At 62.0% G+C, this 26,675-nt stretch carries 17 protein-coding genes and 2 pseudogenes; 7 read left to right on the top strand and 12 right to left on the bottom strand.

Going from position 1 to position 26,675, the window contains the following annotated elements; all coding sequences use genetic code 11:
* Positions 1-269 precede the first annotated feature (269 nt).
* Genes OED52_RS06570 through dndB form a run of 5 tightly spaced genes read right to left on the bottom strand, consistent with a single transcriptional unit; the run spans position 270 to position 6,763 of the window.
* Positions 270-1,751: a DNA phosphorothioation-associated putative methyltransferase gene (locus OED52_RS06570; protein WP_264153862.1), complete on the bottom strand. Its 1,482-nt coding sequence runs from the start codon at positions 1,749-1,751 to the stop codon at positions 270-272.
* 3 nt (positions 1,752-1,754) lie between these two features.
* Positions 1,755-2,135, bottom strand: a complete 381-nt coding sequence (gene dndE, locus OED52_RS06565) for a DNA sulfur modification protein DndE (protein ID WP_264153861.1) — start codon at positions 2,133-2,135, stop codon at positions 1,755-1,757.
* A gap of 4 nt (positions 2,136-2,139) precedes the next feature.
* Entirely contained in the window at positions 2,140-4,113 is a 1,974-nt protein-coding gene (dndD, locus tag OED52_RS06560) for a DNA sulfur modification protein DndD (RefSeq protein WP_264153860.1), read from the bottom strand.
* On the bottom strand, positions 4,110-5,639 hold the full coding sequence (dndC, locus tag OED52_RS06555) for a DNA phosphorothioation system sulfurtransferase DndC (protein WP_264153859.1): 1,530 nt from the start codon (positions 5,637-5,639) through the stop codon (positions 4,110-4,112). The genes dndD and dndC overlap by 4 nt, the downstream gene beginning before the upstream one ends.
* On the bottom strand, positions 5,636-6,763 hold the full coding sequence (dndB, locus tag OED52_RS06550) for a DNA sulfur modification protein DndB (RefSeq protein WP_264153858.1): 1,128 nt from the start codon (positions 6,761-6,763) through the stop codon (positions 5,636-5,638). The genes dndC and dndB overlap by 4 nt, the downstream gene beginning before the upstream one ends.
* Before the next feature lie 160 nt (positions 6,764-6,923).
* On the opposite strand from dndB, the gene dndA reads away from it, so the two are divergent.
* Complete coding sequence (gene dndA, locus OED52_RS06545; protein ID WP_264153857.1) at positions 6,924-8,075, top strand: cysteine desulfurase DndA; 1,152 nt, start codon at positions 6,924-6,926, stop codon at positions 8,073-8,075.
* A gap of 90 nt (positions 8,076-8,165) precedes the next feature.
* On the opposite strand, the gene OED52_RS06540 is transcribed toward dndA, so the two are convergent.
* The 4 genes from OED52_RS06540 to OED52_RS06525 form a co-directional block, all read right to left on the bottom strand.
* Complete coding sequence (locus tag OED52_RS06540; protein WP_264153856.1) at positions 8,166-9,020, bottom strand: HNH endonuclease; 855 nt, start codon at positions 9,018-9,020, stop codon at positions 8,166-8,168.
* Between the two features lie 149 nt (positions 9,021-9,169).
* Positions 9,170-10,384 carry a hypothetical protein gene (locus OED52_RS06535; protein ID WP_264153855.1) on the bottom strand — a complete coding sequence of 405 codons (1,215 nt, stop codon included), beginning with the start codon at positions 10,382-10,384 and terminating at the stop codon, positions 9,170-9,172.
* Positions 10,384-12,147: a DEAD/DEAH box helicase family protein gene (locus OED52_RS06530; RefSeq protein ID WP_264153854.1), complete on the bottom strand. Its 1,764-nt coding sequence runs from the start codon at positions 12,145-12,147 to the stop codon at positions 10,384-10,386. The genes OED52_RS06535 and OED52_RS06530 overlap by 1 nt, the downstream gene beginning before the upstream one ends.
* A complete protein-coding gene (locus tag OED52_RS06525) occupies positions 12,144-17,537 on the bottom strand; it encodes an AAA domain-containing protein (RefSeq protein WP_264154605.1) in 5,394 nt (1,797 codons plus the stop codon). Before OED52_RS06525 ends, OED52_RS06530 begins: the two co-directional genes overlap by 4 nt.
* A gap of 560 nt (positions 17,538-18,097) precedes the next feature.
* Here OED52_RS06525 and OED52_RS06520 point away from each other — a divergent pair.
* From OED52_RS06520 to OED52_RS06505, 4 genes and pseudogenes are all read left to right on the top strand, one after another.
* Positions 18,098-18,676 carry a TerD family protein gene (locus OED52_RS06520; RefSeq protein ID WP_264153853.1) on the top strand — a complete coding sequence of 193 codons (579 nt, stop codon included), beginning with the start codon at positions 18,098-18,100 and terminating at the stop codon, positions 18,674-18,676.
* A 91-nt stretch (positions 18,677-18,767) separates the two neighbouring features.
* A complete protein-coding gene (locus OED52_RS06515; RefSeq protein ID WP_264153852.1) occupies positions 18,768-19,889 on the top strand; it encodes a DUF475 domain-containing protein in 1,122 nt (373 codons plus the stop codon).
* A gap of 87 nt (positions 19,890-19,976) precedes the next feature.
* Positions 19,977-20,444 (top strand): annotated as a pseudogene (locus OED52_RS06510) (TerD family protein); the annotation flags it as partial.
* Between the two features lie 138 nt (positions 20,445-20,582).
* The gene (locus OED52_RS06505) at positions 20,583-21,197 is read left to right on the top strand and encodes a TerD family protein (protein WP_264154604.1); all 615 of its coding nucleotides are present in this window, start codon (positions 20,583-20,585) and stop codon (positions 21,195-21,197) included.
* Between the two features lie 371 nt (positions 21,198-21,568).
* Here OED52_RS06505 and OED52_RS06500 read toward each other — a convergent pair.
* From OED52_RS06500 to OED52_RS06490, 3 genes and pseudogenes are all read right to left on the bottom strand, one after another.
* A pseudogene (locus tag OED52_RS06500) lies at positions 21,569-23,196 on the bottom strand (IS1634 family transposase).
* Between the two features lie 86 nt (positions 23,197-23,282).
* Positions 23,283-23,738 carry a hypothetical protein gene (locus OED52_RS06495; protein WP_264153851.1) on the bottom strand — a complete coding sequence of 152 codons (456 nt, stop codon included), beginning with the start codon at positions 23,736-23,738 and terminating at the stop codon, positions 23,283-23,285.
* Positions 23,739-23,786: 48 nt separating this feature from the next.
* The gene (locus OED52_RS06490; protein ID WP_264153850.1) at positions 23,787-24,410 is read right to left on the bottom strand and encodes a hypothetical protein; all 624 of its coding nucleotides are present in this window, start codon (positions 24,408-24,410) and stop codon (positions 23,787-23,789) included.
* Positions 24,411-24,734: 324 nt separating this feature from the next.
* Between OED52_RS06490 and OED52_RS06485 the strand changes: the two genes are divergently transcribed.
* The gene (locus OED52_RS06485) at positions 24,735-24,884 is read left to right on the top strand and encodes a hypothetical protein (protein ID WP_264153849.1); all 150 of its coding nucleotides are present in this window, start codon (positions 24,735-24,737) and stop codon (positions 24,882-24,884) included.
* 61 nt (positions 24,885-24,945) lie between these two features.
* The gene (locus OED52_RS06480; protein ID WP_264153848.1) at positions 24,946-26,649 is read left to right on the top strand and encodes an alpha/beta hydrolase; all 1,704 of its coding nucleotides are present in this window, start codon (positions 24,946-24,948) and stop codon (positions 26,647-26,649) included.
* Positions 26,650-26,675: the final 26 nt, after the last annotated feature.

The raw sequence follows: 26,675 nt of genomic DNA, 5'->3' as shown, positions 1-26,675 counted from the left end.
CAGAGTTCTTCGGATGATCTTCGCGACAACACCCTAGATACAATATCCGGGCACGTCCAATATATCAGTGACATCGAATCAATTTCGGAGCCAATGCGAGTTCGCATCCGCCCCTGTTCGATCATATGAATTCAAGTCACACACATGTATGTGCGAAACAGCTCTAGATGCATCCAATCTGCAGGAAATTAACGATTTTGAAATTGATCTTAACCTGACAATAAGGGGCGGCGAATTTTCAGATTCGCTGTAGTCGACGATTGAATTTCCTACCGGATGGGGCGGCTCACATGTCTGGCGTGCACGCGCTCCAGACGGTGCCCACGTATACGGCAACCGCATTCCCGCAGGGTACGCTCCCACCCTTTCAGAGATCCGATTTGTTCCGGATGTGCATACAATCCAGCACGCACTTCAGCCGCCGTAAGTCGCTCATACAAATCTCTTCTTCGGTCTTCACGCCCGATGAACTCCTCCTTTCGGTGCAGCAGCGGAGGATTAACCGACTTGGAATAATCCCGCCAATCTACCGTCAGTTTACGCAGATTTACCGTAACCGCAGAATCTAGAACCGGGTGTGCATCTCGATCGAATCCTGGGTAGGTCAAATACGAAATTTGAGGCTCAGTTACCGAAAACTTGATCATATTAGCCCGCTCAACCGTTCCGGCCAGAACCCGCGCACATCCTTCGTAGACTTGCATGATCGGTGAGAGTTCAGCCAGTGCTGATCGGTGAACATACAACGCAGAGGGAGTTTGCTTCCCTATCTTGGAGCTTCGCGCAGACATCAATACCATCATCTTGTTTCCTACCGCAGCCAGGAGTCGGTCGCCTTGGTTCGTAAGCTCCCGATAGGTACCAAAATGCGCCTTTATGTCCCGCTGAAGAGTCGGTCCAAGCTGAGAGAATCTCGGCTTTCCGCTGAATCGTGACATTGCTGCGTATACAAGGAGTTCGGACCGACGTTGGGTCCGCACCTCTTCCCAGTGGGAATCATCCGTTACTCGGTAAATCAGGTTAACCGCGCGGCCGAGGGTCCCACTTGCATCCAAGGCGGATGCTTCGGCTTCAGCGCTCAACTCACCCTGTTTGGGGGGCCTGGCGTGCGCCGTGAGGAAGTCGAACAATTGTGCAAGTTTCTCGCGGTTCTGCTCGTACACCTCGTGAGGATCGACAGTGATGCGCGGCCGGTACCGGTATACCCGGTTCGCAAGGAAGTCCTGCTGGCCGGCCTCGTCCCGGAAAACATAGAACACACCCGGTGCCGCGGCTATCGGTTTCGTTCCGAGTACCGACTCGATCCAGCCCGCAAGTTCCAACTGGTCGTAGAACTTTTGAAATGTCCCCAGACGGGTAACAATCCCGTCCCCTACGCGGCGCCCCGCTAGCTCACGCGCCTCCCAGGTCAAACGAGCCGAAACTACGAGTACATTTCGAGTCAGATCCCAGGCAGACTCAAGAACGTGAACTCTTTCGACTGGATCCTCGATCACGTTCACCACATATCCGAGGTTGACCACGTTCGAAGGGATCTTCTCAGCGTCCGGCCGATGCGCCGGGTCCCACCCCAACGCCTCGAACCCAAGCGCCTCCAGTTGGCGGATGTCGCCGCCTCGGCCGCATCCATAGTCGAAGACCGTTACTCCTCGTGCGATGAGACCGTCCGCGAGTGCAAGCCCCATCGGTCGTGACAAGGCCGACCGGACCATGGCTGTCTTGTGACGGGCTATAGGTCCGATCGTTGTCATATGTCACTCCACGAGTGCCAGCTCCACGAGCCCTTCGATATCGGAGGAGCGTGTGTCCCCGATCAAGTATCCGATACCTCGATGGAGATGGAGGCGGAACTGAGTCGCCAATGTGTCATCATCCAGGCCGAGGCCATCCTTATGGCATCTGACCCTCAACGCTGCCCATAAGACATCGCCGTGGGTGCCGGCGAACACTTTCCAGGTCATCTCGACGTTGCTGTCGGTCACGATCTTGGCCGCGGGTGGTACCGACGGTTCGGCCAGCGAACGACAGAGCGCCCAGCGACAGAGGATGTTCCACTGGCCGATACCGGTACGCCTTCTCAAGGTCATCAGGTGATCGCGTGCCGTCTTCGATAGGCGGACATGCTCGACAGTCACTGTGTTACTCCCAGAAGTATCCGGATCGAACCGAGGTGGACGCACTTTCATAGTCGTAGTCGAGACAGTACGACCGTCCGACATGCTTCTTGATTCGCCGGAACGCCTGCTCGTCGATCTCCGTATCGGTCGAAAGCAGAACAACCTGGTGGCTTGCGAAGGGAAAATAGCGTTCGATGAGGTGCTCGCGATGCTCTCCGTCGAGCCGGCCCAGGGGCGTGTCGACAACAACCGGGAGCGGTTGTCCGGAAGCTCGGGCAAGGCCCCAGAGAAGAGACACTGCCAGCAGCTGCCGTTCACCGGCAGACAGTTGATTCGCAGAGAGCTGCTTGCCCCCCGGCCCAGTGAGTTCGACTGTGTATGTCTCAGGGTCGATCTGAATGGCCGTTACCAAGTTGCTCTTACGAAGTAACCGGTGGAGCGCTTCGAGAACATATTCGCCGATTCGCCCGAGGTAGCGCTTCTTTGCAGCTACCTGCAACGCTTCCAGGGTATTGCGGACCTTGTCCACATGCTCAACGATCCGAGTGTCGTCCTCGAGTGCCATGTTGGCCTGGGCATACTTCTCGATACTGCGCTCATAGTCAGCGTCGGCTTTCGAACGTTCGGTCCGCCGAGCTGCAAGATCCTCGTCCAGGGTCATCACTCGGGATTGAGCACGTATGTAGCGGTCGGAGGCCTCGTCCAGTTGTCGACGGACCTCTTCCAGCGACTCCGGGTCAGGCATGGCCACCAGTACGCGCTCGATCTGGTCGAGTTCTTCACGGACCCGATGTCGACGCTCCACCAGCTCTGCGAGTCTGCGGCGACTGGAAGGAAGCGCCGTCTCCCGTAGAACTCGAATCGAGTCCGGTCGTCCAAGTCCGGTGACGTCTTCGACGTCGTCATCCCTGCTTCGCTCTGCGCGATCTCGTTCAAGGAAGTCCGAGATCGCGGTCACCAAGTTGTCTCCCGCTCCACTTTCACGAAGCGCGTTGAGAATCGAGTCGTCACGGGTGGCAAGCACGCCGGCCACGGCACGACGGTTCCAAGAGGTCGACTCGTCAGCTGCACGGGATTCGACTTCCTGGAGGAGGTCGGTCACGAGAAGCAAAGGAGCAACATCGGCTGCCTCAGCCCGCAGGTCGTCATCGACCTGATCCAAGGCTTGTCGGAGCTTCTCGGCAGCCTTTTCGGTCTCTGTCCGTGTCTCGGCGATCTCCCCACCTCGCGCCTGGTAACTCGACCTGGCTTCGGAGCGCGCCTTGTCAGCCCGTTCGAGCTCGACACGCGCCTCGGCCAGAGCCTGGACGACTCCCTCTTCGAGTTGGCGCGCACGCGTGACGAGCTCCCGCTTTGCCTCGACTTCGGACTTCAGGGATTCAGGAACCTGGTTCGCACGGTGCCGTCTGCGTAGGACCGACAGGTCCGTGGCGAGCCGATCGACAAGATCGAGTCCGAGAAGCGAAGAAAGTGCCGACGCCAGAACCTCGCGGGACTTCTCCAGGTCTGCGAGCGCCTCGATCTGTTCTCCATCGAAGAAGAACAAGCCTGCAATTCCCCGGGGCAGAAACGTCTCGACGTGCTCACTCCATGTGGATGTGAGGGCACGGTCGAGGCGACCGTCGACTTCTACATCGAGGCTCTCGCGGCCCGGAGCCTTCGCCCCACCCCACCGTCGGCTGATCCGATAGACGTGCTCCTTACCCTGCTGGAAGGCCCGGAACTCCAATTCAACCGCTGAAATCGACTTTTCCGGGGCTCCGCGATGGGTCAATCCGATCAGATAGTTTTCGTATCCACCCGCCCGGCGTCCATTCGGCTGAGCCAGCGCACCGTACAGCGCGAGATGGATCGCTTCCAGCACGGTGGTCTTGCCGGCACCGTTCAGGCCACCGACAAGTACAACGGGCTTCGTCTTCGATTTCGGGGTCAGCGTGATCGTGTGGCGACCGGAGAACGTACCTACGTTCTGAAGGACCAATTCGTCGAGGATCATCGCTCGACACCTGCGCGGACGGGCTGCACGTAACCGTCAGCGATATCGAGTTCGTCCAGACCATCGGCAGCACGCAGTCGGTCCACTGCGCCTGCTCGATCTGTAGCGCGCTGCAGAGCGTCCCCCTCATTCTCGTAGAAGCCTTTACGCAACGCCTTCGTCAGCGAATCGAACAGTCCTGCACGGCGTGCTTGGGAGCGGTGACGTTGCTCGACATCGAGCAGCTCTCGGACGAGCTCGAAGTGGACCCGATCGTCGCCGACCACTTCCCGAAGGATCTCCACGGTATCCGGGCCGAGCGGTAGGTGCTCGTCCAGCGGGCGCCCCGGATACTCCGAGCCTGTTGCTTCCTTGTAGATGGTGGGAAGGCTGTCCTCGAACTCGTGCTTGTCCACCACCCAAATGCGGCGGATCTCTTCGAGCTCATCCAAGGTGATGAGCTCAAGATCCTGAACGTATGCGGGTCCGTTCTCCCGAATCCACGTCTGCGCTTCGAGCAGCTTGCGCACCCACCGCTCGCGGGACTCCTGAGTGTACGGGCCGGGGATGTTTCGGCCGTTGAACAGCTGCACCGATCCGTTCATCCGGCGGAAGTCACGCAGGTGACGATCGTCCTGCACATCGAGTTCATCGCGAAGTTCGAGGAGCGGCAACATCCATTCCTTCTCCTCGTCGTTCTGGATCATCGCCGACATCGACTTGTCCTTCTCGACAAGCGTGCACGTCCAGCACCCGAATCGACTGTCACCGCAGCTGGGCGTGGACGAGTCGACAACGAGAGGGCACTCTCCATCGGACGATGCCCCCTGGTACATCGTGAGGAGTTCCTTGTTCGAGTAACCCCAGGGATTCTTGGTCTGCATGAGGAAAGTCCAGACATCGTCGTTGGACCAATCCTCGACCGGCGAGTACACGAGGCAATTGGGAAGGGAGCCGTTCGGGCTCAGCATGTCCCTCACACGCTTGCTCTCCAGCTCGGTCATCCGATGTGACCGTCCCGAGCTCTCTGCCTTTCGCGTACCGAGAACGAGAATCGCCTCGCCGTGAGACTTCACCATGTTGATGATGAAGTTGTTGGAAGGCTTGATCTTCAAACGCTCAGTACACCATCGAAACTTAGGTCGGGGCGCGGGATATCCCCGACCCGCAAGATTCACCCAGAACGTATCCGACACTGCCGGCGTGAGCCGATGGGGCTCGATGGGGAGTCCCTGTTCTCGGGCAGCGTCGGCCATTGTGTTCAGCGAATGAGTGACCCATGCAGCGACCACCGGGTTCTCGACGAGCGTGTCTGTGCTGATCACGTGGACAGGCTTGGTGCGCTTCTCCGGCTCAAGCTGTGCAAGCGACATCCACACCAGTTGCAGAACCGCAGTGGAGTCCTTGCCCCCCGAGTAGCCGACCACCCATGGGATCGCATCCTCGAGATAGAGCTTCTGCGTCTGCTCGACCAGAGACTCGATGGTTCCGGACAATCCGAGTTCATCGAACGCCGACCGCGGGCGGATCGGCAGGTTGCGGGTCATCGTGAGTCACCTCGTCGAAAGTTGTCTTCGGCCTTTTTCTCGTCCTCCGGCAGCGGAAGGTTCAAGCGATTCCTGAGAAGTGCAGTTGTCAACAAAACATTTCCTGTGCTCTTGGAGACACGCCCCCCGGATAGAGCTCGGCCTTCCCAGAGCTCCGAGTTCGATCTGTGCCAGTCGATTTCACGTAATGGGCGGAGAGCCCGATCCCAGGACCGTTTGTCCCTGCTTCGTTCGAGAAGAGCGTTTCCCACCTTGCCCAACGCATGAAGAACGATCCCGTGGCTGTGAATGAAATCTCGACGAATCTCCCCCGCCGTGACTTCTCGGGCGCGTACCTGCCCCCATTCCGGAAATTGCTTCGCCACCACAGCCCAGTAATTGCCAACGAGCTCGGCCCGCTTCTCGAGGGAATCTTCTTCGACCCCGTCCAGAAGCGCCTTGTTCGCGTTGTACATCGCCGACAGCGTGAACAGTTTGCGAGATCGGGCCGCAAGATTACTCGTCTCGGTCTCGGTGAGATCTCGATAGAAATCCGAACTGAACACCGCCATCCGAGTGACCGCCGACAAGTCGTCACGGTGATCGTAGAGAACACTGATGGACCGCGCCGGGCGAACCGCGTACCGATTGAGGTCGGCGAACATCTGCTGGCAACGAGCCAGCCCGACATCGATGAAAAGGACGATCGAAATCGTCTCGTCCCCGATGTCGGGGTTCATGGTGAGCGCCTCTTCAATAGCTGCCCGCCGGTGCTGCCCGTCGTTGATGACGAAACGTGTGTCCATCGGTATACGCAGTGTTCCGATGCGATCACTCGGGCCGGCGCCGTCAGTGATCGGATCGAACACCACGTCCGTGCTGACGGACGCAGTCAGGGCCGAGAACACATAACTATCAGGATTCTCCACGATGTAACGCGCCATCTCCGGTACGCGCGAGCGGTTGAGCGTGCGCTGTGCGCGCTGTTCTGGAAGGAGCTCTTCATCGTCGAACGAGAACAGGCGGGGGATCATACGAAGCGGAAACATGGTCGCGTAGTACTCTCGCCCAGCCTGAACACCCCGGATAGCCGGGAACACGTATTCGAACTCCCCGCGACGCGGGGTACCTCTACGTTCGCTCACCGCACACCTGTCCTATCGTCTCCAGCTGCACGGAACCCTACCTTCACTTGTACGGAAATGCACATCCGAACACACCCCCGAGTCATACGAACACGACGATCCTCTGCGCGTACAGTGAGGAACGATAGATGCACCGTCCGACACGGGAGAATTCAGCCATATGACCAGCTCAGGGCCTGTTTACCTCGACTGCAATGCCACCACCCCGGTCGACCCTGCAGTACTGGACGAAGTGATCCACTTCATGCGCGACGAGTACGGCAATGCCGGCAGCCGTACGCACACCTACGGTCAGCGAGCGAAGGAACGCGTCAACCGTGCACGTGAGGAGGTCGCGGCCGGCGCCGATGCCAAACCGGAAGAGGTCATCTTCACCAGTGGTGCCACCGAAAGCGACAACCTCGCCATCCTTGGGCTCGAAGACCACGCCCGCAAATCGGGCAAAATGCACATCGTCACGACCGCGATCGAACACAAAGCCGTCCTCGAACCAGTCGAGCGCCTGACGCAACGCGGCTTCGAAACAACTCTTGTCAAGCCCGAGCGCGACGGACGGGTGTCGGTCGACGCGATCATGGAAGCCGTACGACCCGACACAGCGCTGGTCTCTGTAATGGCCGCCAACAACGAGACCGGAGCAATTCAACCGATTGCCCAGATCGCACAGTCCCTGGACAGCCACGAGGCATACTTCCATGTTGATGCAGCACAAGCCTTCGGCAAGGTGGATAACATCGTGTCGGACAAGCGCATCGACATGATCAGCATCTCGGGTCACAAGTTGTATGCGCCGAAAGGCATCGGTGCCTTGATTGTCCGCCGCCGCGGATACCGACGCGTTCCCCTCACACCTCTGATGGTTGGAGGCGGGCAGGAACGAGGGCTCCGGCCGGGCACTCTCCCGGTTCCACTGATCGCCGGGCTGGGAACAGCAGTGTCCACCGCTCTAAAGGACCGTGCCACACGGTCTGCGCGGGTCACCGAGCTTCGCTCCGGCCTGCTCGAAGCCCTTGCCCCACTCGAGGTACAGATCAACGGCTCCCCCACCAACAGTCTCGAAAGCACCCTCAACTTCTCCGTCCCGGGAGTGGACGGAGAGGCTGCAATCCTTGCACTCAAGGATGTAGTGGCAGTGTCGAATGGCTCAGCATGCACGTCGCAGAGCTACGAACCCAGCCATGTATTGACGGCGATGGATCTTGACGACGACACCATTCACGGCGCTATTCGAGTTTCATGGTCCCACCTCACCGAAGAGCCCCAGTGGAAAGTCCTCGCTGAGCGACTTTCAGACCTCGTAGTCCGGCCCTGATTTTGGAAATCAATAGAGAAGCCCTGATCAAGACTCCGAAAAATTCAATATTCCTAAGTAAATGCAATTCGCATTGCACTCGGAATCCTATCACCCAGCGAAACGCAACCGCTCGTAGCTGAGCGCCAGGAGATCCGGATCTGGACGCTCGTTACGGGCGGCAGGAACCACCATCAACCGTTGCCCGTGCCGTTCTTTCAGACCATGCTCAAGCATCGGCCCGTCGATTTCATCCAGAAGATCCTTCCGGATCTCCACAACTAAGTCGGGGGTGATTCCGAGGATCTTCACGTCGTATGCAGCGTGGTGAATCTTGCACAACGCAATACCGTTGGTGACCGATGCAATACCTCTATCCTCCGAGTCCGGAACAATATGCGCTGCATCAAGGAGTTCACCGTGCCCAAGCGCGCATACTGCACAGCGAGTTTCATATGCCCGCATAACGGTCGCACGAAATACCGGCTGATGAAGTCGCCGCTTCGTTTCCGCAAGAACATATCTGCGGATCTGCGCTTCGGCCTCCGAATCAGGGCGGTGCAGGTCACGTGCGACTTCAGTAGCGATGACGAATTGGTGCTCGTCTGGCTCCTCTCCAACAATGAAGACTGGATAGATCGGCTGGAAGAGGCTAGGGCCAACCCCATAGAACCAGATCAGCGGGACACCCTCGTTCATAGCAGTACGCAGCCCACGATTGTCCATGTTCTCGGGGTCGAATCCCGACCACTTATAACGCAGGAGCCCGTCAGGACCCACCTGATCCTCGTAAGGACGCTTCGCGCCGGGAGCCCTATACGTAGTACTGATGGACAGGGCAGACGAGAGTTCCTTCGGCTTGCGGATTCCCCGGGTCGGATCCATCAGCCGAAACATTTTTCCATCGATCGAGAAGTCGAGAAGGTCCTGGCGACTGATCGGTTCCAGGCCATCATTCGTGCGCACTGACAGCCATCTCATTGCCTCTCGACGGAGACGAGCATCGAAACCGTCTCCATCCCAAGAACTGCCTGCCACAAGTCCTCCTGCTCACCAGTTCCACCGCGGACCGTCACAAGGCGATACCGAGGTAGAGAGTCTCTATTGAAGCACTTCTAGGTGGACGACTTATTCACAGACTCTCCGAGGGACTTCATACTGGCATCGTCAACGCGCCATAACTCCCACCCGTCGAATGGCCCGTCGTCACCCAGTCTGAATGTGGAAACCACAGCCTTGGCAGCAGAATTCGGATCCGGATAGGTCGCGCCGAGCAGTACGCGAATTGGCGCCACCGTCACTTCCATTGCTTGTGTGTCAGGGTCGAACAGAGCCTTGACTCGATGCCCCTCGCAATCGAGAAACACCCGAACCCTCTTCCCACTCAGCGCATTGATCCGACGTGTCGATTGTCGTTGGGGTACAGCTTCCGTATCCGCCACCATTGAATTATTCGCAGCATCGGTGCGAGCATCAGCATCTACGTACGGTTTCGGATCGCGTAGAGACCTCCGCATCGAATCCTGACGATCCCACTTGTTCCAGACTCGTGTCCGCGGACGTCGTGAAGTCTTACCCTTGGGTGGGGCCGCCACCGTAAGTTCTCGCTGGGACGCTGGTGGACTATCAGTCTGATCGGCAACCGAAATTACATCGGGCAAAGCTTCCGACATGACGGCTTCCCACAAAGTGCCGATCCGCTGAGCATCCAGATACTCGAGCGAGGTGCTCTTCACAGCGTTCTGCAGGGCCTTGATTCCTGAGTTCGCCGGCAGGCGCCGAGTCAGAGCATCAAGTGCCCGGATCCGTTCCAGGCGTCCGTCAGGTGTTTCATCACCGGTTCCGCCGGCAGCCACCCAAAGCGTCCCCACCGAGTTCCAGGTGACGCCTTCATGTGCGTGCAGGACATCCGGCTCTGCACCCAGAACCTCTGCCAGCTCTGCCCGAGTTGCAATTCCATCGAAGCCGTCCAGGGCTGCACGGAGCTGATCTCCCACAGCCATTGTCTCGGTAGCCGGTTCCGAACTCCCGCCCAGCAGCAGGTTGAGCGCCGAAAAGCGGTCGTTGCTCACGGCTGAGAAGCGAACGACATCTTGTCCTGCGAGGGCAGCTGCCGTTTTCGAACCGAGCGCCAGCCGGATACGAAGGAAACCCAATCCGGACTCGGTCGCCGGCCTGAACTCTGTTCCGACGACATCGCTGCGTAATGCCCTGAGCGGGCTGCCCGGGTTTCCTGGAAGAAGGGTGGCGGGAATACCTTGGCGGACTATCCAGACATAGTCGTCGTCGAGTACGAACTGCCCGTCGAACCCTTCGAACCACTGAGCCACTACGCGCTCTCCATCCGTGCCATCACGTCCGAGAGAAGTTCCCTTGCGACAGTGTCACCGAGATACTCGATCGCCGTTCGTTCGATCCTGTTCACTTGCCGTGCAGAGATTCCCAATCGTGCACCGACCTTCGCCTGGCGCCTGGGCTGCTGACCGTCCAGCCCGTATCGCATGACCAAAACGGATACCTGACGCGGCTCGAGAATCGACAGGCAGGCGAGAACGATATCGAAATCGTCATCCGTCCCGTACTCCCCCACTGCAAGGAGGACACGGCCGATTTCGGCGTTCTCGCTACCTGAGCCGAAGTCGTCCTCTGGGGCATCGTCCTCGATGAGCCGTTGCGCAATAGTTACGACCTCATCGACGGGTACAGCCTCGGTACCCGATTCCGACGCATGAGGCGGCTCGGTCGGCGGAGAAGTCTCGTCGACCGCATCCGATTCGGCCCGCATCCACTTCCGCAGCAAATCCGGTGCTTCGTCCGGGCCGACGGTCACGACTTCCGATGCGATCCCGGTGAGCTGATCGAGGAAAGTACCGTGCGCACCGTTGCTCGGGTCCTCCGAGCTGTTCGCCGCGAACATCACGAGGAACGAGGCCGGACGTCCGTCGCTCTTCGGACGGATGATTCTGCCCATGCGCTGAATCATCTGGCGGCGGCTCTTGCTGCTGGCCAGGATGATCCCTACATCGGCCTCCGGGACATCGACGCCTTCATCGAGCACTTTCGGAGCGACTAGAGTTGTCAGCCGACCGTTCTTGAACTCGGTGAGAAGCCGCGCCCGATCCGAACGGCTCAGATCACTGGTGAACGGTGCAGCGAGAACTCCCTCCTGGAGAAGTACCTCGGCGGCGGCACGCGAGGAGTCCTTGGTCTCCGAAAAAGTTAGCGCCCGCCCGCTTTCCTTGAGTACTGATCCGAGGTCTCGGAGCGCTTCGAGCTTCCCACGGCATTCGGCCAGCAGAGCCCGGCGCTTCGAGAAGGCGTACAGGTACTTGCGTGCAACCCACGTTGCGCTCTCGGCGCTCTCCCCACCGCTCAGCAACTGGACGTCGCGCATGAAGTCGCCGAACGGCTCGCCGGCACATCCGAACTTCTCGATGAGGTCGCCGCGGAGCTGCCGCGCAACCTCGTCGTATTCCTGATACTCGGCTGCTTCGATCTCATCGAACGGCACTGCGACGAGCATGACCCGCACCGGCGCCAGTATCCCGTCGGCATGACCACGCTTGTAGTCGCAGCCGTCGATCACCGTCCGGAAGTACGGCAGCAAGTGCCGCTCGACGCCGTCGTCCGACCGTTCGAATGTGGCGGTCAGGCCGATCCTTTCAACAAAGGAATCCGTCAGCAGACGGGAGAAGGTGAGCGCACCGTATCGGTGTACCTCATCCGCGACGAGCAGTGTCGAGCGGACGGCCCTCGGCGCGGACCGGCTGATCGCCGATTGCACGGTGCTGACAAGAATCCTATTTCCCCGGAAGGTATCGGTGAAGCCACCACCCCTACGCCCGATCGGGATGTCGGGGAGGACACGCCGGATCGCCCGGTACCACTGATCGAGCAATTCGATACCCGGCACCACGACCAGCACGTTCATATCGCGAGCAATCGCGTCCGCGGCCGCAGCTATACCCAGCGTCGTTTTTCCGGTACCGGTCACCGCTTCGACGACGGCACTTCGATCCGCAGCCACCCAGGCTTCGAATGCTTCCCGCTGCCAGTCCCGCAACGGCGGCCCGGCGAGAGCGATCGCAGTCATCGTCCCACCCTTGTCCACGTGATGCCCGCATCGCCGGAACTCTTGAGCAATCGCCCCTCCGATTCCAGGTTCGTGAGGATGACCAGGAGATGCTCATCGCCGATCCGGGTCAGCTTTCTGGCTCGTTCCAGCGACAAGGGCGCACGGCCGGCAGCCGCCAGAAGGACTTCGGTGACGGAGTCAGCGTGAGCCGGCGGGAGGTCTGCGACAGTGATCGTGTCACGCGCCGATGGCTGCGCGAGTACGCCGGGTTCAGCCGGAGAAGAACCCTCGTCCGCCAGCCCGTACACGCGAGGTCCTCGTTCGGGCATCCACTTGGCCCGGCCCTGAGCGATGAGCTCCCCCATCACCGCTTCGATGCGATCCCGTGGCTCGTTCAGCCTGTATTCGAGGTCCGCGAGGGAAACCGGCCCGGACGTGAGACGCTCGATGATGCGCGACCCCAGGCTCGGAGGAAGCGTCTCCACGGCTTCCAGAGGCATGACCTGCCATCCACCGGCCACCTCCGGCTCTTGTACAGGCGACCAGCCGACATCACCGGCGGATCGGAGATCCTCCGATACCTCGACGGCTTCCTCCGGGAACGCTTCGCCGAGAAGCCGGTAATGGGTCAGCTTGCCGTAATCGGTGATCTCCTCGACAAGACCGTCGATCCGAAGGCGATCGAGCTCGGATTGAATCGTTCGCCAGTGCTCGCCCAGACGCCCCGAAAGGATCCGAACCGGAAGTGCCTCGACCCGCAGTTCCTGGACGATCGAATCTTGGAGTGTAAGGGCATGTTTGTCTCCGGTCCCCTCCTGTTTCACCGATGCTTCCGTGGACGGCAGCGTGGCCGCTGCGCCGGGCAGGACCGCCGGCTGCGGATCGGGCACAACCGGCGCATCGTCTGCGGTGTCAGTTTCCTCGACCGGGTCAGGAATCGGGTGCGAGACCGGCGGCACCTCGGCTACGGCTGGTTCCGGCTGGACGATCGGAATCTCGGTGGAGTCGACGACATCCTCCACCGGAGAGTCGTCGTCGATAAGGTCGACAGGCTCCCAACTCTCAGCGGGAGCGGCTACGACATCGGAAACTCCGACGACATGCGGTTTGATACCGCGCTGGTCCAGCTCCTCCCACAGTCCCTGCATCGAGCCGACCGGGTCGAGGTAGTACTCGGACTCGCGGATGCGCCAGAACTTCCAGCCGCAACGCTGCAGTTCACGTTCCCGCTCGAGGTCGGCTCGTTGTTGCTCCGGGCTGGAATGCCAGTGGTCTCCGTCGCACTCCACGGCCAGCTTGCCGGACGCTCCGGTGATCACCAGATCGATACGTCGCCCGTTGGCTTCGACCTGCGGGTTCACGTGGTAGCCGCGTGCCTTGATATCGAGGAACACCCGCTGTTCGAAGAGGCTGTCGAACGCCTCGTGACGCTCGTCGCGCTGCACGCCTTCCGGCATGGGGTCTGCTGGTGCAGGCGAAGTGGACTGCATGTAGGTGAGCAGTGAGTGCCGCAGATCGGTTGACCTCAGCGAGTCGGCGGTGCGCGAGTGGAACAACCACATCTGGTCCTGGGCTCGCGACGCCGCAACATTGAAGCGGCGTTGGTACTCGGTCTTCGTCATCGCCGAGATGTTCTGCTCCGGTGCCACGACCATGGACAGGAACACCACATGGCGCTCGTCCCCCTGGAAGTCCGGTGGGGTCCCGACACGAAGCCGACGCTCCTCCCACTGATCGGGAGTCAACCGGTCGAGCAGCTCGTTCGTGATGACGTCGACTTGCGACTGCCCTTGCAGCACTACAACGCCGAAGGTTTTCCCGTCGTAGTCCTTGTCGGACAGGCACCGCTGGATGGTGTCGGCGATCGCGCGGGCTTCGACGCGGTTCACCAGGGTGGCATTCCGGCCTGTGACCACACCGCCTTCAACGTAGGTGGTCCGCAGCGGCGGGAGACGGTCGGCGCCGAACTGGCGTACGGGAACCAAGGGCGCATCGGAGTAGAACTGCCCGCTGGACCAGTTGATGATCTCGGGCATGCACCGAAAGTGCTCACGCAGACGAATGACACTGCCGAACCTCGAGCGGAGCAGCGAGAATACGCTAGAGCGCGGTGTGAAGCTGTCGCGCAGGTATTTCGGGATATCGGGCAGGTAGGAATCGAGCCGTGTGAACACGCCCTCGAGAGCGCCCGACGACACATCGCTCGGCGCACACTGCTTGTCGTCGCCCACCACGATCACCCGCGGGGCGAGCCAGAGCAGGAACAGGCTGCTGATGTCCGCCTGGCTTGCCTCGTCGACGATGACGACGTCGAACGAGTTCTGCTTCGGTGGGATCGACGAGAGCACCTGCTGCAACGGCATCACCCAGGCCGGGACGGCTTCCTGGGCCACCTGCATCGCTTCACGGGCGCCGGCACGGAAGCGCTCGGCATACTTGCCGGTCCCCTTGCCGATGCTGGCGACATGGTCTCGATAGGTCTGGAGCGCCTGAACCTGTTCGGCAGTGGTTCGTTCGAGGCAGGCGTGCCATGCCCTCTCAGCGGCCAGCTGCGCAGTGAGCCGAGCGATGTCCTTCTCGACCCCGTCGAGTTCGCGATCGAGATTCTGCTCGTCGGAGTGCCCCGCCGCCTGCACCCAGTCGTAGGCGCGCCGCCATGCCCATGCCTGATCGATGTAGTCCAGACGGACGGACCACTCTGCCGAACTGGGCGTTTCGGCGATCTCCTGGGCCAATACCGGAGCCGCGTCGGTCAACCGGGTCTGCAGCGAGGCGAGATGTAGTTCTTCCTGGGTTTCCCGGACAGCTGCACCCCAGGAATCGACCGCCACTCGGATCCGGTTGAACTCGGCCGATTCGAGAGCTCGAACCAGGACGAGTCCTTCCGGAGGAACCCCGTGGGTCAGCCGAGCACGAACCTGAGAGGCAACCTCCGCCAGCCAGGACCGATTGGCCTCCGCGTGGCCGGCCATGGCAAGCGCCTGTGCTGCCGTAGCCACCGAGCGGGCCTGGTCCAGGCTTGCGATACGCGGCGCACCTGGGCTGACCTGCTGGAGCGCCTGCTCCACGTCCCGGACGCGTGCGATCAGATTCTCCACTAGGTCGCGTGCCTGAGCAGCTCGGGACGCCTCGCCGATCATCTGGCTGCGCGATCCCGATGTATCGAGGTTCACCCCGAGATCACGGAGGATCGCTGACACGGAGTGGATGGCATCGAGCGCGCGCAGATGTTCGGCCACGGCCCGGGCCACCGGGGCCGTGGTTGCCGGCACCCCGTCGACAGTGGCGACGGGCCCCAATGCTTCGACCGCCGTCTGCTCGTTGCTCCGGCGGAACCTGCCGAGTCCGCTGCGCCAGACCTCGCCGTTTTCGAGCGCCCTGGCGAGAGCGTCGTATGCGTGCAGAGCCGCCCGGCCGACGACGGGGGGCTCCACGACCGTCGTAGTACCCAGGAACATGTCCGCGTTGTATGCAGTGGTGACCAGTTCACGTATGTGGACGGTCTTGTCCCAGAGGTAGTCGATACGGCCGGAAAGGACCGCGTCCCCAAGGCTCCGATAGGCGGGGTCGAGCCGGTCGACGTCGATCAGGGCACGGTGCAGGTCGTCGCACCGCTCACGGATCCACTCGAGGGTCTGTGGGGTGGCGCCGTCCAGCATCCGCAGGAGACCCGCAGAGGACACACCGTCCGGCCGGGGGGCATTGTGGACGGCTGCGCACGCCTGCTCGAGTTCGGAGAGTTCGGGCAGCCCCAAGTCCGGGAAGTGCTGTTGCCGCCGGGTGGCGCGCCCCGGACGGGATCGCTCCGTGAGGGCGAGAAGGGTCCGGAACTCCTCGTGGGTGAGCGGTGGCTCCTCGGTATGGAGGGGTCCACGCAACCAGTCGTGGTTGGCCCGCTGTGCCGCGACCTTCCGGACGATCTCCGCCGGGGTCCCCGCGTAGCCCGGAGCGATCGTGTGCGTCGCGGTCTCGGCTACGCGGAACTGACGGAGCCGCTCCGTCAGAGTCGCGCGGCGGCTCAGCGCGGCATCCCTCTGCCGTGCGACGTCAGCGATCCGGTCGGTGGTCCGCCGCGGGTCGAACTGGGCCTTCCGCGTGGCGATCTCACTGACACTGCGATTGAGCTCGGCGGAGCCGCCCTTGGCTACGTCGGTCACCGAGACACACAGTTCCTGGAGCTCAGCGGGCAGCTTGTCGCGGAGCACTCGCAGCGCCTGCGCCTTCTCGCTGGTGACCAACACCCGCTGGCCGCGGGCGAGCAGCGCCGACACGAGGTTGGCGATGGTGTGGGTCTTGCCCGTGCCGGGCGGCCCCTCCACCACGACGCCACTGTCGCCGGCGAGACGATCGATGATGTCGCGCTGTTCCTGGTTTGCGGGCAGCGGGAAGAGAGGATCCTCGGCCAGCAACGCCGACGACGATCCGGTGCGATCGAGCCAGGCGACACGGTCCTTGGGTTCGATCGCCTCCACCAGCTGCGCAAGCCCCAGAGGCACCGGGGTCGTGTCGTCCGTGGCAGCAGCGGTCATGCGGTCGTAGTACTCGATCAGCGCATACGCACCACGCTTGCGCAGCACCAACGCCGGAGCCGGCGTAAGAACGCGATCCGTGGACTGCGCCTCCTCCACGTGCTCGACGACCTCGAGGCCGGTGGTGAGAGCTCGATCCGCCCAATCTTTGAGGAAGACCTTGGCCGCCGGATCCACCGGCGAGCTCACCCTGGCTGCGAGGGATTCGTGCAGGGTACGGGTACCGGACGGATCGAACACCGTGAGCCCGGTGAGCAGCTGTGTGTCCTCGAGTGCGGGACCGGCTTCCGGATCGAGGCGAACCAGCAGGTCGCCGGATGCAGCGTCCCGCTCGACCAGCGCAGACTGAGTGATGAGGTGCGTCCGAACCGGCTCGCCGGCGACGTCCGCGGACATCTGGAGCAAACCCGAGGCGACCACCAGCTCGAGCGACTCCGGCTGGGCTTCCAGGTCCAGCATCGCTCGCTGAAGGAACGTGTAGAGGCGCCAGGCCGGGCGCCGTTCCCGATCGACGGCGGCCCAGGCACGCCATTGCTGCAGCCATGCGTCGAAGTCACCGGGCGCCGGAGCATCCGGAGCGAGGGTGGGCTCTGCGTTCGAGTCGCCGATGTCGCCACGCACCCACGACGCAATCCGCTCGGGGGGCAGCGGAGGCTCTTCGAGGTGGACCCGTCGCGCCTTGAGCACGATGTCACCGGCTGCTGCGTCCGTACGCAGGCCGATAGCAACATTCCCCTCGTCGAGCGAGAACGTGCCTCTGTGCTTCTCCAGAAGCCGGACCGGCGCACTACGAGCTTTGACGAGTTCGGACAAGAAGGTCAACAGACGTTGGACGCGATCCTTCAGTTCAGGATCGTTCTCCCTCGAATCCACAACCACCCCGCTCCTGCGACGACGCTCCGTTTCCGGCACGAAGCAATCGCTGACCACAATAGATAGTGGATACGACAACACCCTCGCGGGTATACCGATCGGGCGTCGACCTCCCGTAACGCTCCTTTCCACGACATGCCCTACATCTTTTCCCACCTGTGAATCGTTACGTTCAAGTCTTCGATCTTGGAACGCTGGCGCCGAAATGCACCGGTGACCGAAATTCCACGACACTCGGGTGGACCTTTGCTTCCGGCAACAAGTCGGACCTGCTATGTTTTCGCACGTCAGTCTGTCGGGGGCTGGAGATGACGACGCGACGCGGCGATCCCTGCGCACGCCGTCTCCGGAAGTTGCAGCAGTAGAAGGAGTTCCGCCCGTACGACGTGGTTGATTGGTCATCAACACGCGTCCAGAGAACGACTCTGGCGCGCTCCACGGATCACGGGCGTTCGCCCCTGATTCGTCCCGCATACGTACCGACCCCTTGGCCGGTAGGAACCCAGTAACGCACTCAGGAGCAGCACCCTGCACCTCCTTCTGTGCAGCTTTTCGAAAGGATTCGTATGAGCGTCTCACTCGCAAAAGGCGGAAACGTCTCCCTGTCCAAGGCCACGGACAATCTCACCGCCATCACGGTCGGTCTCGGCTGGGACGAGCGCACCACCACCGGTGCTCCCTACGACCTCGATGCGTCCGCGCTGATCACCGGGCAGAACCTCAAGGTCCTTTCCGACAAGCACTTCGTCTTCTACGGCAACCTCTCCTCCCCCGACGGCACGGTCGAGCACACCGGCGACAACCTCACCGGTGATGGCGACGGCGACGACGAGTCGATCCACGTCGACCTCGCCGCTCTGCCGCCGGAGGCCACGAACATCTTCTTCGCGGTGTCGATCTACGACGCCGATGTCCGCGGACAGTCCTTCGGCCACGTTCGCAATGCGTACATCCGGATCGTCGACCGTGTCACCGGCCTTGAGCTGGCTCGCTACGACCTCACCGAGGACGCCTCCACGGAGACGGCCATGATCTTCGGCGAGGTGTACCGCTACAACAACGAGTGGAAGTTCCGCGCCGTCGGCCAGGGATACGCGTCCGGCCTGCGCGGTATCGCGCTGGACTACGGCGTCAACGTCGCCTGATCCTCGTTTCCTCCAGGACATCCTCGGTGGGATGCTCGCCACGATGGGCATCCCACCGATCGTTCCACCCGTATAGAGAAAGGCCACGTCCGTGGTTATGCGCATATTCGGCGCATCGTTTGCCGTAACAGTTGTAGCCCTGGTCGTCGCCTTCCTCTACGGCGGTCCCCAGGCCCTCCTCCTCGCCGCCATCCTCGGTGTCCTGGAAGTGTCGTTGTCGTTCGACAACGCGGTCATCAACGCGACCGTGTTGCAGCGGATGAACGAGTTCTGGCAGAAGATCTTCCTCACCATCGGTGTCCTCATCGCCGTCTTCGGCATGCGCCTCGTGTTCCCGCTGATCATCGTGTGGGCCGCGTCGGGGCTCGGACCCGTGGCAGCACTCGACCTGGCCTTGAATCCGCCGGCCGACGGCGCCGCATACTTCCCCGACGGGCGAGCGAGCTACGAAACCCTGATCACGGACGCGCATCCGCAGATCGCAGCATTCGGCGGCATGTTCCTCCTGATGCTGTTCCTCGACTTCATCTTCGAGGAGAAGGAGATCACCTGGCTGTCCTGGCTCGAGCGTCCGCTGGAGCGGATCGGCAAACTCGACCAGCTCTCGGTGGTGGTTGCCAGCGCTATCCTCGTGCTCACCGCAACCTTCATCGCGCCCGAGGGCAAGTCCTTGACGGTGATGATCGCGGGCGTACTCGGCATGATCACCTACATCCTCGTCAACGGGCTCGGTGAGCTGTTCAACGTCGACGAGGAAGAGGGCACGTCCGGCGGTCCGTCCGAACTCGCGAAGGCAGCAGGCAAGGCAGGCTTCTTCCTGTTCCTCTACCTCGAGGTTCTCGACGCGTCCTTCTCGTTCGACGGCGTGATCGGCGCCTTCGCGGTCACCTCGGACCCCGTCATCATCGCCCTCGGCCTCGGATTCATCGGCGCGATGTTCGTTCGCTCGATCACCGTCTATCTCGTCCGCAAGGGCACTCTCGCCGAGTACGTGTACCTCGAGCACGGCGCTCACTGGGCGATCGGCGCACTCGCGTTCATCCTGTTCTACTCGATCGGCCACCACGTCAGCGAGCTCGTCTCGGGTCTGACCGGCGTGTTCCTGATTCTGGCGGCCCTGATCACCAGCATCATCCGGAACAAGAACAATCCTGATGTGGGAACAGACGCGGACGAGGATCCGCAGGCAGAGACCGTCTCGGTCAACGCCTGACAGGACCCGACGTGTGGGCAGTCGGCGACGTCCGGCTGCCCACACCCATATCTGCTGAAAGGAGTCGGCCGTCAGGCCGGAAACACCATGCCCGCACTGCAGCCCGGAGCCAACACGGTCATCCACGACGGCACCGCCACCCTGTCGGTCACCGGCGCCCGTCAAGGAACGGTCGATTTGATGGCCTTCCAGCTCACACCGAACCAGCGTGTACGGAACGACGACGATTTCGTCTTCTACAATCAGCCGAAGTCTCCGGAAGGCGCTGTCCGGATGATCGGTGCCGATCGCATCGCGCTGGACTTGACGAGAGTGCCGGCCGACATCCACACCCTGGCGATCACCGTCGCGTTGGACGACAGCGTGAGCGGAACACTCGCAGCCGTTCCCGGCCTCGGAGTGACCCTCGAACAGCCGACCGGTCTCGTCGTGGAGGCACCCGCACAGGGCCTGCAGTCCGAACGCGCTGCAATTCTGCTGGAGGTCTACCGCCGAAACGGAACGTGGAAGATCCGGAACGTTTCGCAAGGATGGAGCGCAGGACTGTCTGCACTCGCGACGAACTTCGGGGTCGACGTCACCCGACCGGCACCTCCTGCACCGACTCCCCCACCTACTCCCACCCCGAAGCCGGTCGCCTCGCCCAGTCCGGCCGCAACACCTGCAGCCCCTTCGGTACCGTCGACCCCACCGGTGAATCTCTCCAAGATCACCCTCGACCAGAACACCCACTCTGTAAGCCTTGTGAAAGCCGGCGAAAAACAGGGCATCATGCGGGTCAATCTGAACTGGAGTTCGCAAAGCTCCCCCAAAGGCTTTCTGGGCCGCCTCATGGGGAGCAGCAATGGCATCGATCTCGATCTCGGCTGCCTGTACGAGTTGTCGAACGGACGGAAAGGTGTGATCCAGGCTCTCGGCGAAGCTTTCGGGAATCAGCACCGCGCCCCGTACATCGCTCTGGACGGTGATGATCGGACAGGAGCAATCGAAAGCGGCGAGAATCTCTTCATCAATCTGACGAATCCGGAGAACTTCAAGCGCGTCCTCATATTCGCGTACATCTACGAGGGTGTGCCTAACTGGGCAGCAGCCGACGGGGTAGTTACGCTCTACCGCACAACCGGACCCGAGATCGAAGTCCGGTTGGACTCCGGCGACAATCGAGCGCCCATGTGCGCGATCGCTCTACTCGAGAACATGGGCGGTGAGATTCAAGTTCGGCGAGAAGTCCGCTACATCCGTGGAGATCAGGAGGACTTGGACCGAGCCTACAACTGGGGACTGCGCTGGACCCCCGGAAGCAAGTAATCTCACTTTCCAACCCGAGTTCTGGCGCTGCATATACAGGAGGATGCAGCGCCAGAGCCGTCGACCACAGAGTTCGACACCATTACCAGGAGGCCTTCAGTGGCAGGTCGGTGAATCAGACTCGAACGGACTCGAGAACGTTCAGCCACTCGGAGATCTGCGGGCGCGTTCCAGCCGGTCCTCGCGAGCGCATCCACAAGTTGCACAGTTGCTCACGATCCGATCCCTCCATCAGCGGGACTTCGAAATCGTCATCGATCGTTGCGTCCAAGCTCTTCGCGACCAGCATCCGGTATGCCAAGAGTGCGAACTTGTAGCGATCGGAATCAACTCTCGTCACAACCGAACCCGACCCGAGTTGGCTCATTTCGTTAGTGCGTGATTTCGGTACCTGAAATCCGATCGAGCAGCACCTGCATATCGGCCTCGACCTGCGGCGGGAACGTGTGTCGGGTGCCGTTGATCGCGATGGTCGCCGACCGCAGCGGCCGCAACAGCTTGACGACCTTGCCGATCGCGAGATCGCTGCGTTCCTGCACCACCCGGGAGACCGCCAATGCCGCGAACACCACCGTCAGGTGCGCCTCGATCGCATCGCGGGTGCGGTGGAAGATCGGCCGGGCCCGCAGATCGGTCTTCGACATCCGGAACGACTGCTCGACATGCCACAACTCGTGATATTTACCGATGATTTCGCTCGGATCCATCAGGGAGACAGGAAGGTTGGTGACATAGCCTTTCAGGCCGACGAGCATCCTGGCGCGTTCGAGCGAGGCAGTGTCCAGCCGCCGGCCTTTCGCAGTCGTCTTCACGAATCGCGTCGACTTCGGTGCGGTGTCCCCGTCGACCACGGCCCGGGCGCGGGCTTCTTGTGCGTTGAGTGTTTTCTCGTCCCGGGCGGCGCGGCTGCGGGAGTACTGCCAGATCGCCCGCCACGCATTCGGATGGTCCGTCTCGTTCCAGACGGGCTCGGCTCGTCGCCGGCGGTTGTTGACCACGGAGCGGCCGTGCCGTGGCGTGATCGTGTCGATGATCTGCCCATCGGTGAAAACATTGCCGTTCCAATGAAAGTGGGAGGCGAGATCACCAGGCGCTTTCGTGGCGCGGGAGCCGACGATGAACTTCAGCCCCGCCTCGTCCAGCGCTGCGAGATTGGACGCGGACAGCATTCCGGCGTCCGCGGCGACGACCATCTCGACCCCGTCGAGGTCATGGCGGCCTGGAACTGCCGCACGATCGGGACGATGGTGCGGGTTTCGGCGGAGTTGCCTTCGTAGCAGCCGATCTCGAGCGGGAAACCGGTGCGGTCCACCAGCAGCCCGACGACGATCTGCGGGTCGACCCGGCGTTCCTTCGAGTACCCGACTTTGCGCAGGTCATCTTCCTTTTCGGCCTCGAAGTACAAGGTCGTCACGTCGTACAACAACAGGCTCAGACCGCCGGATTCGGCGGCATGGGCGAAGCATTGCTCGGCGATCTTGCCTCGATACTCACGGTCGACGATCTGCTTCAGGTGGCGTTTGATCGTCGCGTAGCTCGGTGGATCCGTCCCGAGGTCCTGTAGGACCCGGCCGGCGTCGAGTTTCGAGCCGGGTTCGACGATCCGGGCGATCACCAGGTCCCGGAACACCGTGTCGCCGAGGATGCCGAACCCAAGCTGGTCGTAGACGTCGACCAAGACCTGGCGCAGCAGCACCGACCCGGTCGATTCCGTCCGTCCCGGCGTATCCACCTGCACGGGTCCGGGTGTGGGCTCGAACAGGGTGCTCTGCCCGCCGGCCAGGGGCTTTTCGACCGGGACCTGCCGGGTGACGCCGAGGTCGAGGACTTGCTGGTCGGGTTCGAGCCAGGCCCGGGCGCGCTCGAGCAGCATGCCGAGTTCGACGTCGGTATGCGCGGAACCGATGTGCTTGACGATCTCCTGCCGACCGCCCACATAGCGGGCGATCTGCACGGCCGTGGCCCCGGACTTGGTGCGCACCTTCCTGACAAACACCACTTGCCGAGCCTAGAACCAGCGCCGTTAGTGCGTGAAATCAGGCCGATCCCGACGAAAACCAGCAGGTCACAGACGTGAGCTGTCGATCATCCCGAAAACATGAGCCAACTCGGGTCGGAAGCTTGGGCCTGCATAGCGCTTTCGTGACGAACGAGAGATTTCTCGATTCTGCGTACGGCGTCCTGGAGATGTTGCACTGCCACCACCATGTCCTGGGCATTGGCAGCGCTTCGTGTGTCCATTGCATCCAAGCTGGACGCCACCGCGCTCTGCGCGGCTTCGAAACGCCGAACCCCGTTGACAAGATCATCGATGGTCGATCTGACTGCATCACTGGACCTGGAGATCGCCGCCACGGTGTCCTTCTGCGTCTTGGATACCTGGTCACTCATACTGTCACTGAATGCGCTCAGGGTCGACGCGATGCGGCGCTGACTCTCGTCGGATGCCTCGGTCAAGGAGACGGAGGCCAACTCGACCACCTCGGTTGAGGACTTCGCCGCGTTGGCCGCCTCGGTCAACGTAGTGGCAGCGGTCTCCAAACCGGAAACAGTTCCATTGAGCCGATCGATCCCTTCTCGAGTGGCATCCTACGCTTCCGAAAGCTGCTTGATCGACCGCCGAACGATCGCCTCGATTGCGGTCGGGTCGGCGGCGTTCAGGCTGCCGATCTCTCGCTGCGCTCCGCACAGTGCGCTGACCAGTCGGGCTTCGATTTCGGCGTCCGACTTGTCGGCACGACGCTCCTCGGCCGCGGCGGCAAAGCGGTGTCCGATCATCAACAACGCTGCAAGGATGATCAAGATAACCGACGTTACCGCCATCGGCACGAGGGTGTGTATACCCCCGAGATATCCTTCGAATCCTGAAATCCACAGACCCAGAAATGTGTCGGTCGGTTCGATGCCGCTGCCGATCATCTCCGAATACGCCCGGGAAGCCTGGTGAAGGCTGTACCAGGTCCAGGCGACTGGAGCGAACACCGAAAGTGCAGCGAAAGTGCCGACGAGCAGCTCGAGAGGACCCGCGGATCGAGAGTTCGAAATGGTCGCCGACGGGGGGAAAGCCGAGAGGAGGTCGATGCCGGCCCAGCTGTCAGTCTCGCCCTTTTCAAGACAATCCGCCAGATCTCTGAGATCGTCGGCGCGTCGAGCGCACCGCTGGTCGTCTGCAAGCTCACGCAATATCTGAGCGTTCGATACCGGTGTCTTCAACGGCGCGTCCCCATCGTGCACAGTCCCCTCGAAACGAAACCGCCCCCGTCGTAACCGGTATGTCAGCTTTCACACCTTATTGATACCTCAACCACCTGGGCACGTTACATCCACTGCCTGGTTCGCGTGCCTCTCCGGGCTCGCAGACCATGCGGTCCAGGAATCACGTATGTCGGAAATGCATCCTGTCCCCATCCCTTCCCCTGGTGATATCAACACGCTCTCTGCAAACATACGAGTCACGGCCGACGCGCTCGAGTCGGCCGAGATGCTCGTCGAGTTTGCAATCCCCAGTTCGCAGCACTCGATCCCTCCGGTATCCAGATGATCGACCCCGAACTCGGCACTCTCTCGGATACGGTCACAGCAGACGTGCTGAAGGTGATAAGCGACGATTTCTCGGCCGCGCTCCGGGCGGTGCGGAAGACTCGGGAGCACATGGTCTCGATCGCGGCTGACACCGATCGGATGTAGCCGAAGGCATGATTGCACGCGCGCACGCGCGCTTGTGTTCCGTAACAGATACTGTCGCGCCGTGAACGTCCCCACTTCTTCTGACGAATCCGTCGAAGACGGCCCTCGCCACCTCTCCGTCTTCGGTCTCGACTTCGTCGGCCTCGTCGTCGCCCTGTTCTTCTTCGCGTGGAGCCTGAGCCCCTCCCTCATCCCCCGCGAGTGGTACTTCCAGGGGCTCGTCAGCGGGGTGACGAGCATCGTCGGCTACGGGATCGGTGTGCTGCTCGCCTTCCCCGCGCGCCGGTGGATCGCCCCGCACCTGACGTGGTGGCGGCGCCGCCACACCGTCCGTTTCATCGCCCAGGTGGTGGTCGCCGTCTTGGCGCTCGGGACTGTGATCGTGAGCCTGCTGTTCGCCGCGGACTGGCAGAACGAGATCCGCGCCCTCATGGGGATCGAGGACACCACGGGTTTCGCCTACCTGCGGACAGGACTGGTGAGCATCGCGATCTTCGCCCTCGTCCTCTACATCGCGCGAGGACTGCGGTGGATGGGGCGCCGGTTCGCGCGGTTCCTCGCGACCCGGCTGCACGTGCCCGTCGCGGCCGCCGGTGTGCTGGCCCCGGTGATCATCGCGGTCGCGGTGTTCCTCTTCGTCGACCAGGTGCTCCTCGCGAGCAGTTCCACTGCTGCGCGCATCGTGTTCTCCGGGGACAACAACAGCACCGATCCCGGGGTGGAACAGCCGGCCGTGCCGGAGCGGTCGGGCAGCGCGGCGTCGGCGTCGTCCTGGGAGAGTCTCGGCCGACAGGGACGCACGTTCGTCGCCGGCGGTATGGATGCCGAGGAGCTGACCGCCTTCAACGGCGAACCGGCGCGCGAACCCATCCGGGTGTATGCGGGGCTGGAGGCCGACGGCACCACCGAGGAACAGGTGCAGCTGATCCTCGACGAACTCGACCGCACGAAGGCGTGGGAGCGCGAGGTGCTGGTGGTCTCCGGCACCACGGGCACCGGGTGGATCAATCCTGTGGCCGCCGATTCGATCGAGATGATCTACAACGGCAACACGGCGATCGCTGCGATCCAGTACTCCTTCCTCCCCAGCTGGATCTCCTTCCTCGTCGACGGTGCGGCCGCGAAGGCCGCGGGTGATGCGCTCATCAACGGTGTCCACGAGCGGTGGCTGCAGCTTCCCGAGGACCAGCGCCCGAAGCTGCTGGTCTACGGCGAGAGCCTCGGCTCGCAGTCCGCCGAAGCCGCCTTCGACGATCTCGCCGACCTGCGCAACGACATCGACGGCGCCCTGTTCGTCGGACCGCCCAACTCGAACGAGCTGTGGGGCAACATCGTCGCGAACCGTGACGCCGGTTCCCCCGAGGTCCTGCCGGTCTACGAGGACGGGATGGCGGTGCGGTTCGCGTCGAGCCTCCATCAGCTGGAGTCGATCGACGGTCCGTGGGAGGATCCGCGGGTGCTGTATCTGCAGCACGCCTCCGATCCGGTGGTCTGGTGGGGCCCGAGTCTGCTGTTCGAGCGGCCGGACTGGCTGGCCGAACCGGCCGGCTCGGACCGATCGCCGGCGATGCGCTGGTATCCGATCGTCACCTTCGCGCAGGTTGCTGCCGACATCATGGTCGGCACGGCGCCCCCGGTCGGGCACGGCCACAACTACGAGGACCTCATCCCGTACGGCTGGGCCGCGGTGTCCTCACCCGAGGGTTGGACCTTCGCCGACACCCAGCGTGTCGCCGAGGCCGTCGCCCATCTCGAGGAGGAGTAGCGGGCGCGGGAGTGCGCTTCGTCGTC

This window comes from Rhodococcus sp. Z13, assembly GCF_025837095.1.
In the GTDB taxonomy this organism is placed as follows: domain Bacteria; phylum Actinomycetota; class Actinomycetes; order Mycobacteriales; family Mycobacteriaceae; genus Rhodococcus; species Rhodococcus sacchari.
The sequence above is the reverse complement of the archived record's forward strand: the minus strand, read 5'-3'. Positions and strand labels throughout refer to the sequence as shown.